Below are 11,993 nucleotides of genomic sequence, written 5' to 3' on the forward strand. Positions count from 1 at the left end.
GTGGCCGAGGCGCCCTTTCTCACGCGCCGTTGAGGGGTCTTTCGGGGAGTTCCACGGCGTAGGACTCCTTCACCACGTCCAGGTGGTGCCACGACTCGCGGACCGTCACGCCCGGCACGGCCCGGATGGCGTCCAGCACCGCGACGATCTCCGCCCGGGACGACGCCTCGGCCTGCCCGACGATGTCGTAGCGGCCGAACCCGGTCGCGAGGTAGCGGACGCCCTCCTGGGCGGCCACGGCCTCGGCGACCTTGCGCAGCGCGCCGGTCACCACCAGCCCGAACCCGCCGAGCTCGGCGGCGCCGAGCGCGAGCGGGTCGGCGAGCCCGGTGACCTGGATGACGCCGGTGCGCATCAGCCTGACCACCCGCGCCCGGGTGGCGGCCTGGGACAGCCCGATGATGTGCGCGAGCCGGGTGTAGGGGGCGCGGCCGTCGCGCTGCAGCTCCTGCAGGAGCCGCCAGTCGATGTCGTCGAGGGTGACCTCGCCGAGCTCGCGGACGACCGCGTGCGTGTCGCGCACGGTGGAGATCGAGCGGAACACCTCGGCCGCGCGCACGCCGGGGACGGACCGGATGTGGTCCACCTCGGCCGCGAGCGCGGCGTCGTCGCGGGTGCGCACCTGCGCGACCAGGTCGTAGGGGCCCGCGGTCAGCGCGGTGAAGCTGACGGCCGGCTGCCCGGAGACGGCCGCGGCCACCTCCCGGGCCGAGCCGTCCACGGTGACCGAGACGTGCCCGATCGCCTCCGCGCCGACGACGGCGGCGTGCACGATGCCGACGACGCGGACGACCTCGGTTTCGAGAAGGTTCTGCACCCGTGCCCGCACGGCCGTGCGGGAAAGCCCGACGCGGTCGGCGAGCGCCTGGAACGTCGCCCTGCCATCCCGCTGGAGCTCGCGGACGAGCACGGCGTCGACCGCATCCAGCACGGCTGTCCTCCTCGACATGAGTTGAATCGTTTTGCCAGCAACTGCAAGATCATTCCATTTCAGGACGGTCTGACGTCAAATATTGATCTTGCTCGTGTTCGCCATGCCCGGCCGCCGTCGAAGCGTCGGTCTCCGGTCGCGGAGGCGACGAATTCGGCGCCGGACGAGCCCATGCGGCAGCGCAACGCTGCCGTGCCCGCGCCGGGGGCCCGGCGCGGGGGCGCCGGGCGGCGGGCGTGCGGGGTGGCGGTGATCACTCAGGGGATCGCCTCGCGGGGCGGGCGGCCCGCGGCGCGAACGAACGCGGCCGACCGGGTCCAAGTGCGTGGCCTGCATGCGCTTCTCCCGGTGTTCTGATGTCACGCCCCCTACGGCGGGTCGGCCGTTCGCGTGAGGCACATGTAAGAAAAGTGCATCGGGGGCGCAGTTACGTCAAGAGGTAACTTTACAGAGAGCTAAGCCTCACGTTGCACTGTTTTCCTTCTCCGCATGTTCTGTCTCGATCGCCCCCGGCCGGAGGCCCTGGAGCGCGCCGCCCCGGCGGGCCGGGGCCCCTGCCCCGGACGGAGCGTCATCGCCGCAGATCAGGCGGCCTTTCGCGGGGGTGAGGGAGGGGTCGCGCCCGGGCTTGTGCGGAGCATCCTCGGGTATGGATCACAATGTACGGTGGCCCAGCCACTTTGATCCGCGATTGGTGTGTAGTCAGCGTGCGCCTGCTGAATGTTGAGGCTTCAACCCACGACCTCACCTACAACGACGTCTTCATGGTCCCGCGCCGCTCGGCGGTCGGGTCGCGCCTGGAGGTGGACCTGTCGACCGTCGACGGCAGCGGCACGACCGTCCCGCTGGTGGTGGCGAACATGACGGCCGTGTCCGGCCGCCGGATGGCCGAGACCGTCGCCCGGCGCGGCGGCCTCGCGGTGCTCCCGCAGGACATCCCGAGCGAGGTGGTCGCGGAGGTCGTCGGCTGGGTGAAGGGACGCGACCTGATCGTCGACACCGCGATCCGGCTCGGCCCCGCCCGCACCGCCGGGGACGCGCTGGCGCTGCTCGGCAAGCGCGCCCACAACGCCGTGATCGTGGTCGAGGACGACCGCCCCGTGGGCGTGGTCACCGAGGCCGACTGCGCGGGCGTGGACCGGTTCTCCCAGCTCCGCGACATCATGTCGCGCGACCTCGTCACGCTCCCGGCGGGCGTCGACCCCCGCGAGGCGTTCGACCGGCTGCACGGGCGCGGCCACCGGCTCGCCCCCGTCGTGGACGCGGCCGGGCGGCTCACCGGCGTCCTCACCCGGACGGGCGCGCTGCGCGCCACGCTCTACAAGCCCGCCGTGGACGGCGCGGGCAGGCTCCGGGTCGGCGCGGCGGTCGGGGTGAACGGCGACGTCGCGGGCAAGGCGGCGGCGCTGCTGGAGGCGGGCGTCGACCTGCTCGTCGTCGACACCGCGCACGGCCACCAGGAGAAGATGACCGGCGCGCTGGCCGCCGTCCGCGCCCTGGACCCGGCCGTCCCGGTGGTCGCCGGGAACGTGGTGACCGCCGAGGGCACCCGCGACCTGATCGAGGCGGGCGCCGACATCGTCAAGGTCGGCGTGGGCCCCGGCGCCATGTGCACGACCCGGATGATGACCGGGGTCGGCCGCCCCCAGTTCTCCGCCGTGCTGGAGTGCGCCGCCGAGGCCCGCCGCCTCGGCCGGCACGTGTGGGCCGACGGGGGCGTCCGGCACCCGCGCGACGTCGCGCTGGCGCTGGCGGCGGGCGCGGCGAACGTGATGGTCGGCTCCTGGTTCGCCGGCACCTACGAGTCGCCCGGCGACCTGCAGCGGGCCGCCGACGGGCGGCTCTACAAGGAGAGCTTCGGCATGGCCTCGGCGCGCGCCGTCCGGCTGCGCACGGCCGAGGACTCCCCCTTCGACCGGGCCCGCAAGGCGCTGTTCGAGGAGGGGATCTCCACCTCCCGCATGTTCCTCGACCCCCGGCGCCCCGGCGTGGAGGACCTGATCGACTCGATCGTCGCGGGGCTGCGCAGCTCGTGCACCTACGCGGGCGCGCGGACGCTGGAGGAGTTCCACGAGCGGGCGACGGTCGGGATCCAGAGCTCCTCCGGCTACGCCGAGGGAATGCCGCTGGACACGAGCTGGTGATCCGTCCCCCGGCCGCCGCCGTGTCCGGTTCGAACGCTCCCGGCGGCCGGTTCGAACGCCCCTGGGGAGGGGGCGCGGTCCGATCGCCGTCCGGGATTGCATATTCTGAACATGAGCTGCACATGATGCGGGAAAAAGCTCGCATTCGGTCGACTTTCACGCAACCTTCGCGCGGTTTCGCGCGTCCATAATGTGAGCCGGTGGATGAGTTCGCGCGGGCGGGGAATCGGAGCGTACATGTCGAGTCGATCAGCGAGCCGGCGCCCGCCGACGGAGGACGCGGAGGGCGCCGGCGGCGAGTCGCGGGGCCGGGGACTGCCTCGCGCGCTGGCGCTGACGCTCGCCTCCGCGCTGCTGTGGGGGGTCGCGCACCTGTCCACCGGCCGGCGGATCTCGGGCGGGCTGCTGCTCGCGCTCTACCTGCTCGTGGCCGCCTCGGTCGGCACCGCGTTCACGGTCTACCGCTCCGACCTCGTCCACCTGGCCTTCCGCCCGGACGCGCTGCAGCGGATCGCCGCCGGGCTCGTGGTGCTCGGCCTGGTGTGGATCGTCGTGGTCATCCGCTCCTACCAGGTCCTGCGGCCGGCGGGGATGTCGGTGAGCGCCCGCGCGCTCGGCGCCGGGTCCGTCGCGGTCATGTGCTTCGCGGTGGCGGTGCCGATGGCCTGGTCGGCGCACAGCACCTACGTCTACCGGGACGCGCTGACCAGCATCTTCCACACCGGCAGCGAGAACGGCCGGCACATCGACACCTCCGACCCCTGGAACGGTGAGCGGCGCGTCAACGTGCTGCTGCTCGGCGGCGACGCCGCCGCGAACCGGGAGGGCGTCCGCACCGACAGCATGACGGTGGCCAGCGTCGACACCAAGACCGGCGACACGGTGCTGCTGAGCCTGCCGCGCAACCTGGAGCGGTTCCCGCTGCCGCCCGGCCCGGCCCGCGACCGCTTCCCCTACGGCTTCACCGGCGACGGCCCGGCCACCCCGGGGCTGCTGAACGAGGTCTACCAGTACGCCGAGGAGCACCCCGACATCGTCCCGGGCGTCGCCAAGAACCACCGCGGGCCCGAGCTGCTGAAGGCCACGATCGCCGGGATCCTCGGCATCCGCGTCGACTACTACATCCTGGTCGACATGTTCGGGTTCGCCGACATCGTCGACGCGATGGGCGGCGTCCGCGTCAAGATCACCGAGCCGATCCCCTACGGGCAGCAGGGCGGGGTGCTGGCCCCCGGCGAGCGGAAGCTGAAGGGCAAGGAGGCCCTCTGGTACGGGCGCTCCCGCACCGACAGCGACGACTACGTCCGGATGGGCCGGCAGAAGTGCCTGATGCGGGCGATCGCCCAGCAGGCCGACCCGCAGACCGTGCTGACCAAGTTCGACAAGCTCGCCTCGGCCGCCAAGCGGACCCTGTCGACCGACATCCCGCAGGAGCTGCTGCCCGCGCTGGTCAAGCTGTCCTCCAAGGTCAAGGACGGCGCGCAGATCAACAGCCTGCCGTTCGTGCCGCCGCTGATCAGCACCGCGAACCCCGACTTCACGCTGATCCGCAAGCTGGCCGACAAGGCGCTCAGCACCGACGAGCCGAGCGCGTCCCCGAGCGCCTCGCCCAGCACGCCCAGCACGTCCACCGCGTCCCCCAGCACGTCCCCGACGGGCGGGAACGGCTCGCAGGCCGGGACGAAGCCCGGCTCGCGCCCGCACTCGCAGACCAAGCCGGTGTCGCTGGAGGCGAGCTGCCCGTCCTGAGGGGCGAGTCCCGCCCGGCCCCCGGAGGGGGGATCATTGGGGGGCGACACCTCCGACCATGACGTCTCCGACCACGAGAGGGCGATACGGGTGCCCCGGATCCACGGCTGCGACGCCTTCCGCGTGAGAATGCCGCGCGGGCGGCGGCCGGAGAGCATCCTGGTCCGGCTCGCCGAGGACGACGGCGCGGTGGGCTGGGGCGAGGCGGCCGTCCCCGGCGCCGCCGCCGAGCCCGCCTGGGCCGACATCGAGAAGCGCATGGGCCCGGCCCTCATCGGGCTCGACTGGGACCGCCCCGAGGACGTGTCCGCCACCGCCGACCTCGGCGCGCGCGACGCGGCCGCCGCGGTCGACGTGGCCTGCTGGGACCTGTGGTGCCGCGCCCGGGGCCTGCCGCTGGCGCACGCGCTGGGCGGCACCCGCACCTCGATCGTGACGGGATCGCGGATCGCGCCCGAGCCCGTCCTGGAGACCGTCACGGGCCGGGTGAACCAGGCGATCGGCGCCGGGCACACCCGCGTCACGCTGGACATCCGACCCGGCTGGGACATCGAGCCCGTCCGCGCCATCCGGCACGCCTACCCCGCGCTCGCGCTCGTCGCCGACGCCGGGCACGCCTACACCGAGTCGCCCGAGCACCTGGCCGTCCTGGAGGGCCTGGACTCCTACGGGCCGGTGGCGATCGAGCGGCCCTTCGCCGCCGAGGACCTCGCCGCGCACGCTCGGCTCCAGCAGCGGGTCGGCATGGCCATCGCCCCGCACGTCGGCGACCTCGACACCCTCGACGCGGCCCTGTCGCTGGAGGCGGGCCGCGCCCTGCACCTGAGGCTGGACCGGCTCGGCGGGCTCACCGCCGCCCGCAGCGCCCACGACCTCGCCTACGCGGCGGGCTGGGACGTGTGGTGCAGCGGCTCCGGCGCGTTCGGCATCGGCCAGGCCGCCGCCGTCGCCCTGGCGGCCCTGCCCGGCTGCACGCTGCCGAGCGATGTGTCCGACCCGGCGCGCGGACCGGTGTTCGTGACACCGCCCGTCCGCTCGTCCGGCGGGGTCGTCGGCGTGCCGCTCACCCAGCCGGGCCTCGGCCACGAGATCGACGAGGAGCGCATCGGGCGCCTGGCGACCCGCCGCATGCGCCTGTCGGCGTGACCCCCGCCTGGGTCGTCGCGGGCCCGCCCGGCGGCGGCAAGTCGACGGTGTCCGCCCTGCTGCTGCGGCGGCTGCGGCCCGTCCCCGCGCTGCTCGACAAGGACACCATGTACGGCGCGTTCGTCGCGGCGACCCTCGCCGCTCGGTCCCGCGACCCCGGCGAGCGGGAGGGCGCCTGGTACGACGCGCACGTGAAGCCGCACGAGTACGCGGGCATGACGGCCACCGCCCGCGAGATCCGCTCGCACGGCTGCCCGGTCCTGCTCAGCGGCCCGTTCACGGCCCAGATCCGCGACCCGGCCCGCTGGGCGGAATGGGTCGCGGACCTCGGCGGCCCGCCGGTGACGCTCGTCTGGATCCGCTCCGACGCCGCGACGCTGCGGCACCGCCTGCGCGAGCGCGGCTCGGCCCGCGACACCGGCAAGCTCGCCGGCTTCGAGGCGTTCGTCGCCCGGATGCGGCCGGACGAGCCGCCCCCGGTCCCCCACCTCGCCGTGGACAACCGGCTCACCGCCCCGGCCGCCCTCGACGCCCAACTGGACGACCTGCTCCCCTAGTTGGGCCGGGCGTCCCCAGGACGCGGCGGAGGGCCGTAGGGCGGCGGCGGGGCGTAGGGGTCGGCGGGCACGCCGTAGGCGCCCTGCCCGCCCTGGACTCCCTGCCCGCCCTGGACTCCCTGCCCGCTCTGGGCCCCCTGGTCGCCGTGGACGCCGTACGGGTCGTAGTGCGGCTCGGGCGGCAGCAGCGCGGCGGGCTGCTCCGCCGCCGCGATCCCGGGCTCGCGGCGGGCGTCGCGGCGCTGCTGGTAGGCGTCGTTGAGCCGGCCGCCGAGGCGCTTGCCCATGTCCTGGACCTGGCGGGCGCGCTCGGAGTCCAGCGCCCGGCGCACCGACTCGGCCTGCGCGACGCGCGCGGCGTTCTCGCGGACGGCCCGCCCGGCGACCTGGCCCGCCGCCTGCGTCCCGTCCCAGGCGATGCCCGCGCCCTGGACGGCGAGTTCGGCGGCACGCCGGTAGGAGCGGGCGCGGACCACGGCGGTGCCCGCGGCGAGGTCGGCGAGCGTCCGGCGGCGGGCGCCCACGAGCGCGGGGGCGCTGTTGGCCGCGAAGACGGCGAGCGCGGCCAGCCACACCAGCACGGCCAGGAAGAACATGCCCTCCAGCAGCAGGAACCAGGCGGTGCAGTACAGCCCGCTGCTGCCGGCGGTGGTGACCAGCGCGCGTCGCAGCGCCCGCGCCTTGGCGGGCCTCCCCGCGCCGGAGGTGACCCGCAGGTCCAGGGCGGCCTTGCCGAGCGTCCGCCCCGCGAACGCCTGCGCCGCGAACTGGTACAGCAACTCGGTCAGGACGAGCAGGAGCAGCGCCTGCTCGATGTCGGTGACGATCGAGTTCCAGATCCCCAGGCCGAAGTCCTCGGCGGCCTTCTGGACGTCGCCGCCCGTCAGCACCAGCCCGCCGACCGCCCCCAGCGCCTTGCCCCACAGGCCGTCCACGAGGAGGCCGTGCAGGCGCCCCCACGTCATCGTGCCGAGCAGGGCGGCGACGCCCGCCATGAGCGCGGCGTCGATCGTCCAGGCGGCCAGGCGGCGGCCGCGGGGCGGCGCGTCCGAGGGCTCCGGCTCCGGCGGCCCCGCATACGGGACGGGCGGCGGAGGCGGCCCCGCGAACGGCGGAGGGGATGGCGGGGAAGGCGGAGGCCCGTACACGAACGCCCCTAACATCTTGAGTTCTCGGTCGATCAAAACGCGGGATTGTCAGGAGTGTAGGACGCGAACCCCGTCCTCGCACGCCGACGCGAGTCTCCACCCCCTCCTTGCCAGGCTTCTCCGACCGGCTGCCGCAGACCCCGCTTCCAACGTGACCGGGCACCCGCCGAACTGGGAACCTGACACCCGGCCGTAGAAGGCCCGCTATTCACCAGGAAAAGGCCGTTTCTCTACCCCCGACTGTCTTCATCAAAGTCAATAGACTTGCGAAAAAATGATCGCAGCCTCACTGGCAGCCCACCGCCTTTACAGTGTAGATTTTTTGCGGCACGGCCACCCGCCCCGCAGCGGTGCACGGGGATCGCCTCGCACCGGTCACGGATCCTCCGGTGGAGGGACGTCTTCCGGCATAAGCTGGGTTTGTCCGGCATGTCCACCGGTCCTGGCAGAAAAAACATCGTCGCCGGTTCGGACCGGTATATCGGAGGCAGGGGCACAGAACCGTCCTCCAGGCGATAGGGACTTCCTTCCCGCTGTCGCCTTCCTTCCATTTCTTGGCCTCGGGTGCGGCCTCATCGCAGCGCCCGGTACGAGGGTCGTGAAGGCGAAATGGCGGAAGCGCCCGCATACCGGGTCCGGCGGCGGATCGTCCTTCCGGCGGCCCTCGGACGTAGAACCCTCCCTGCGAGGGTTCCCGGTGCGATGGCACGCCCCGCCTGCCCGACTCTGGGAGACTGGGCGGACCATCAGGGCCTTGACCTCGGAGGACGCTCGGACATGCTGCATCTGCTGCGGATGGAGTACACCAGGACGGAGCAGGAGGCGACACCGCACATCCGCGAGCACATCGAGTTCCTGAAACGCCACCACGCGGCCGGGACGTTCCTCGTGTCCGGTCAGACCGTGCCGTCCACGGCGGGCGGCCTGATCATCGCCGCGGGCGTCGACCGCGCCGGCATCGAGCGGGTCCTCGTCGAGGACCCGTTCGTCCGGGCCGGGGTCGGCCGCTACACGATCACCACCGTCGCCCCCCGTCGCGTGCATCCGGACATCGCGGCGCTCCTCGACCGGGAGGGCGCTCCCCCGGCGACCTCCTAGCCGCACCAGCGTGGGGCGGACCAGCATAGGCGGGACGGGGCGGTCCGGAACCCAGCAGGCCGGATCTTGCCAGCGGCGTTGACCTCACCCGCTCGCGCCCTGAATCTGAACACATGTTCAGAACAGAGGTTCAGAATGCGCGGCGCGTCCGGGCGCGCCTCCCCGCCTCCTGCGAGGTCGCGGTGCTCGGCGGCGGCCTCGCCGGGATGGCGACGGCGGCACGCCTCCAGGCCGCGGGGATGTCCACGCTCGTCGTCGAGGCGCACGGGCACGCCGGGGGCTGCGCGGGCTACTACCGCCGGCGCGGGTTCTCCTTCGATGTGGGGGCGACGACGATGGTCGACTTCGAGCCCGGCGGCGTCGGCGCCGAACTGCTCGACGGCGTGGGCATGGCCCCGGTCCCCGGCGAGGCGCTGCCCGGCTACGTCGGCTGGCTGCCCGACCGCAAGGTCACCCTCCACCGGGACACCGCCGCGTGGCGCCGCGAGCGGCTGCTCGCGTTGGGCGACACCCCGCGCCACCGGGCGTTCTGGTCCCATCTCGACCAGCTCGCGGAGGTGTTCTGGGACGCGAGCCGCGCCGGGGTCCGCCTGCCGATGCTCCGTCCCGCGGACGCCCTCCACAACCTGCGGGTGCTCGGCCCGCGCGGGCTGCCGCTCGCCCGCCACATGAACACCACCCTCGGGGAGAGTCTGACCCGGCACGGCCTGCGCGGTGACGCGCCCCTGGCCGGTCTGCTGGCGATGCTGGTCGAGGACACCGTGCACAGCTCCCTCGACCGCGCCCCGCTCATCAACGCCGCCCTCGGCGTCACGATCCGCGGCGCCGGGCTCACCCGCCCGCAGGGCGGCATGCGCGGCTTCTGGCGGCGCTTCGTCGCCCACTACCGCGCGATGGGCGGGCGACTCCACACCGCCTGCCGGGCCGAACGGGTCACCGGACGGGACGGGGCGTTCGAGGTCCACACCGGTCGGGGCGCCGTCCACGCCCGCCAGGTGGTGAGCGCGCTCCCCGCCTCCACGACCGCGCGGATCGTCCCCGCCCTCTCGTCCCGCCTCAAGCCCTACCTGGACCGCGACGCGGCCGAGCTGGGCGGCGCGATCGTCGTCTTCCTCGGCGTGCCGGAGGACGAGGTCGCCGGGCAGGAGTTCACCCACCACCAGCTCATGCAGGACTACCGGCGACCTCTGGGCGACGGCAACAACATGTTCGTCTCCGTGTCGGCGCCCGGCGACACCGACAGCGCGCCGGCGGGGCACCGCGCCGTCATGATCTCCACGCACACCGGGCTGTCCGGCTGGGAGGGCCTCTCCGCCGACGCCTACGAGACGCGCAAGCGGCAGATCGGAGAACGGCTCGTCGGGCTGGCGCGCCGCGTCCACCCGTCCCTCGGCGAAAGGGCTCTGGTCTGGGACGTGGGCACGCCCCGCTCCTACGAGCGGTTCGCGTTCCGTCCGCGGGGCGCCGTCGGCGGGGCCCACCAGACACCGGGCAACGCCAACCAGAACGCGATCCCGCACTCCCTCGGCGTCCCCGGCCTGTGGCTCGTGGGCGACTCGACCTGGCCGGGCCTCGGCACCGTCGCGTGCGCGCTCGGCAGCAGGATCGTCGCGGACGACGTCCTGCGGGCCGCACGCCGGACGGCGGCGCGCCGATGATCCCGAAGCTGGCCGACCTCGGCCCCGACCTCCTGGTCACCACCCGTCGCCGCCGGGTACTCACCCTGTCCCTCCCCTACACGGGATTGGCCCTGTTCGCAGCGGCGGCCACCGCCGGATGGTGGTGGCTCACCCCGCCGATCGCCTTCGGGATCTTCGTCGCGGTGGTGACCGCGACCCACGACGTCGTCCACCGCTCCCTCGGACTCGGCCGGACGGCGACCGAGTGGGCCCTGTTCCTCCTGGGCGCCGTCCTGCTGGAGAGCGGACACGCCTACCGCGCCACCCACCTGCAACACCACCGGACGTTCCCGAGCGACGACGACCCCGAGGGCTACCCCGCAGACCTGTCCGCGCTCGGCGCGATCGCCTATGGGCCGGTCTTCCTGGCCCGGCTGTGGCTCTGGGCGTACCGGCGCGGCCGGGCGCGGCAGCGCCTGTGGCTGCTCGCCGAGGCGGCGGTACCCGTGGCGGCGGTCGGCGCGGGGATCCTGCTCTGGCGCGGGCTCCTCGTGTACGCCGCCATGATGATCGTGGGAAGCTGGGTGTACCCGCTGCTGACCGTCCACCTGCCGCACCGCCACTACGGAGACACGCCGCTCACGCAGACGCACACCCTGCGCGGCCGTGTCATCCCGGCGCTGTTCCTGGAGCTGACGTACCACTTGGAGCACCACCTCTACCCGCAGGTGCCGAGCCACCACCTCGCCCGGCTCGCCCGCCGACTCGACCCCGTCCTCGCCGACGCCGGTGTTCGTCCCCGGAAAGTGATCTGACCGCGATGGCGCCACGCGCGCAGGCCAGGAAACGCCTCCTCGAAGCGGCGATACGCACGCTCGCCGCCGAGGGCTACGGCGGGACGACCGCCCGGTCGATCGCCCGCACCGGCGGCTTCGCCCCTGGCGTCATCTACTACCACTTCGACGACCTGGAGGACCTGCTCCTCGCCGCCCTCCGCCACACGAGCGAGATCCGGATGGCCTGCTACGAGGAGGCACTCGGCTCCTGCACGGACGCGACCGAACTGCTGGCCCGGCTCCGGGAGCTGTACGCGGAGGACATGCAGCACGAAGGACACATCGACGCGGTGCAGGAGCTCTTCGCCGCCTCGTCCGCCTCCCCCCGGCTCCGCGCGGAACTGCTCGCGCACGTCGAACCGTGGGCCGACTTCGCGGCCGCCGCGATCCGCCGCCTCGTGCAGGGGACGGCCTTCGAGGACATGGCCCCGTCCCGCGAGATCGGCCTGATGGCCGTGGCCATGTTCCTCGGCATCCAGACCATCACGCACCTGGACGGCGACCGCGACCGCATCGAGTCGCTCTTCACCACGATGGAGCCGGCAGCCATCCTCTGGGACGCCTTCGCCCGGGGCGGCGGCACCTTTCCGGACAAATGAGGAAGGGCCCCGCCACAAGGCGGGGCCCTTCCCAACAAAGAGTCCGGCGGCGTCCTACTCTCCCACACAGTCCCCCATGCAGTACCATCGGCGCTGAGAGGCTTAACTTCCGGGTTCGGGATGGGACCGGGTGTTTCCCTCTCGCCAAAACCACCGAACGTTCACA

General features: G+C 73.5%; 10 protein-coding genes and 1 rRNA gene. 8 read left to right on the top strand and 3 right to left on the bottom strand.

Annotated elements, in window-relative coordinates; all coding sequences use genetic code 11:
• Nucleotides 1–19: 19 nt before the first annotated feature.
• Nucleotides 20–931 (bottom strand): Lrp/AsnC family transcriptional regulator, encoded by a 912-nt coding sequence (locus KLI87_RS35090; protein WP_214620455.1) that lies wholly within the window; start codon nucleotides 929–931, stop codon nucleotides 20–22.
• A 707-nt stretch (nucleotides 932–1,638) separates the two neighbouring features.
• Here KLI87_RS35090 and KLI87_RS35095 point away from each other — a divergent pair.
• The 4 genes from KLI87_RS35095 to KLI87_RS35110 all read left to right on the top strand — a co-directional run bounded on the left by KLI87_RS35095 (nucleotide 1,639) and on the right by KLI87_RS35110 (nucleotide 6,527).
• The gene (locus tag KLI87_RS35095) at nucleotides 1,639–3,075 is read left to right on the top strand and encodes a GuaB1 family IMP dehydrogenase-related protein (protein ID WP_214620456.1); all 1,437 of its coding nucleotides are present in this window, start codon (nucleotides 1,639–1,641) and stop codon (nucleotides 3,073–3,075) included.
• 237 nt (nucleotides 3,076–3,312) lie between these two features.
• Complete coding sequence (locus tag KLI87_RS35100) at nucleotides 3,313–4,824, top strand: LCP family protein (RefSeq protein ID WP_214620457.1); 1,512 nt, start codon at nucleotides 3,313–3,315, stop codon at nucleotides 4,822–4,824.
• Between the two features lie 36 nt (nucleotides 4,825–4,860).
• Nucleotides 4,861–5,970: an enolase C-terminal domain-like protein gene (locus KLI87_RS35105; protein ID WP_308166439.1), complete on the top strand. Its 1,110-nt coding sequence runs from the start codon at nucleotides 4,861–4,863 to the stop codon at nucleotides 5,968–5,970.
• Nucleotides 5,967–6,527, top strand: coding sequence for an AAA family ATPase (locus tag KLI87_RS35110; protein ID WP_214620458.1), 561 nt, complete (start codon nucleotides 5,967–5,969; stop codon nucleotides 6,525–6,527). Before KLI87_RS35105 ends, KLI87_RS35110 begins: the two co-directional genes overlap by 4 nt.
• Here the strand turns inward: KLI87_RS35110 and KLI87_RS35115 are convergent.
• Entirely contained in the window at nucleotides 6,524–7,711 is a 1,188-nt protein-coding gene (locus KLI87_RS35115) for an RDD family protein (RefSeq protein WP_214620459.1), read from the bottom strand. The genes KLI87_RS35110 and KLI87_RS35115 overlap by 4 nt on opposite strands.
• Nucleotides 7,712–8,452: 741 nt before the next feature.
• Here KLI87_RS35115 and KLI87_RS35120 point away from each other — a divergent pair.
• The 4 genes from KLI87_RS35120 (at nucleotide 8,453) to KLI87_RS35135 (ending at nucleotide 11,827) form a co-directional block, all read left to right on the top strand.
• On the top strand, nucleotides 8,453–8,773 hold the full coding sequence (locus KLI87_RS35120) for a YciI family protein (RefSeq protein ID WP_214620460.1): 321 nt from the start codon (nucleotides 8,453–8,455) through the stop codon (nucleotides 8,771–8,773).
• Nucleotides 8,774–8,886: 113 nt separating this feature from the next.
• A complete protein-coding gene (locus KLI87_RS35125) occupies nucleotides 8,887–10,431 on the top strand; it encodes an NAD(P)/FAD-dependent oxidoreductase (RefSeq protein ID WP_214620461.1) in 1,545 nt (514 codons plus the stop codon).
• Nucleotides 10,428–11,207 carry a fatty acid desaturase gene (locus tag KLI87_RS35130; protein WP_214620462.1) on the top strand — a complete coding sequence of 260 codons (780 nt, stop codon included), beginning with the start codon at nucleotides 10,428–10,430 and terminating at the stop codon, nucleotides 11,205–11,207. The genes KLI87_RS35125 and KLI87_RS35130 overlap by 4 nt, the downstream gene beginning before the upstream one ends.
• A gap of 5 nt (nucleotides 11,208–11,212) precedes the next feature.
• Complete coding sequence (locus KLI87_RS35135; RefSeq protein WP_156220452.1) at nucleotides 11,213–11,827, top strand: TetR/AcrR family transcriptional regulator; 615 nt, start codon at nucleotides 11,213–11,215, stop codon at nucleotides 11,825–11,827.
• Between the two features lie 41 nt (nucleotides 11,828–11,868).
• Here KLI87_RS35135 and rrf read toward each other — a convergent pair.
• Nucleotides 11,869–11,985, bottom strand: a 5S ribosomal RNA gene (rrf, locus tag KLI87_RS35140).
• Nucleotides 11,986–11,993 lie beyond the last annotated feature (8 nt).

Origin of the sequence: Actinomadura sp. NEAU-AAG7 (assembly GCF_018603865.1) — a bacterium.
In the GTDB taxonomy this organism is placed as follows: Bacteria; Actinomycetota; Actinomycetes; order Streptosporangiales; family Streptosporangiaceae; genus Spirillospora; species Spirillospora litoris.

What these genes read in the sequence shown, in the direction of transcription:
- KLI87_RS35135 (WP_156220452.1), top strand. Translation starts at nt 11,213, where the DNA reads ATGGCGCCACGCGCGCAGGCCAGGAAACGCCTCCTCGAAGCGGCGATA.
- KLI87_RS35120 (WP_214620460.1), top strand. Translation starts at nt 8,453, where the DNA reads ATGCTGCATCTGCTGCGGATGGAGTACACCAGGACGGAGCAGGAGGCG.
- KLI87_RS35125 (WP_214620461.1), top strand. Translation starts at nt 8,887, where the DNA reads ATGTTCAGAACAGAGGTTCAGAATGCGCGGCGCGTCCGGGCGCGCCTC.
- KLI87_RS35100 (WP_214620457.1), top strand. Translation starts at nt 3,313, where the DNA reads ATGTCGAGTCGATCAGCGAGCCGGCGCCCGCCGACGGAGGACGCGGAG.
- KLI87_RS35130 (WP_214620462.1), top strand. Translation starts at nt 10,428, where the DNA reads ATGATCCCGAAGCTGGCCGACCTCGGCCCCGACCTCCTGGTCACCACC.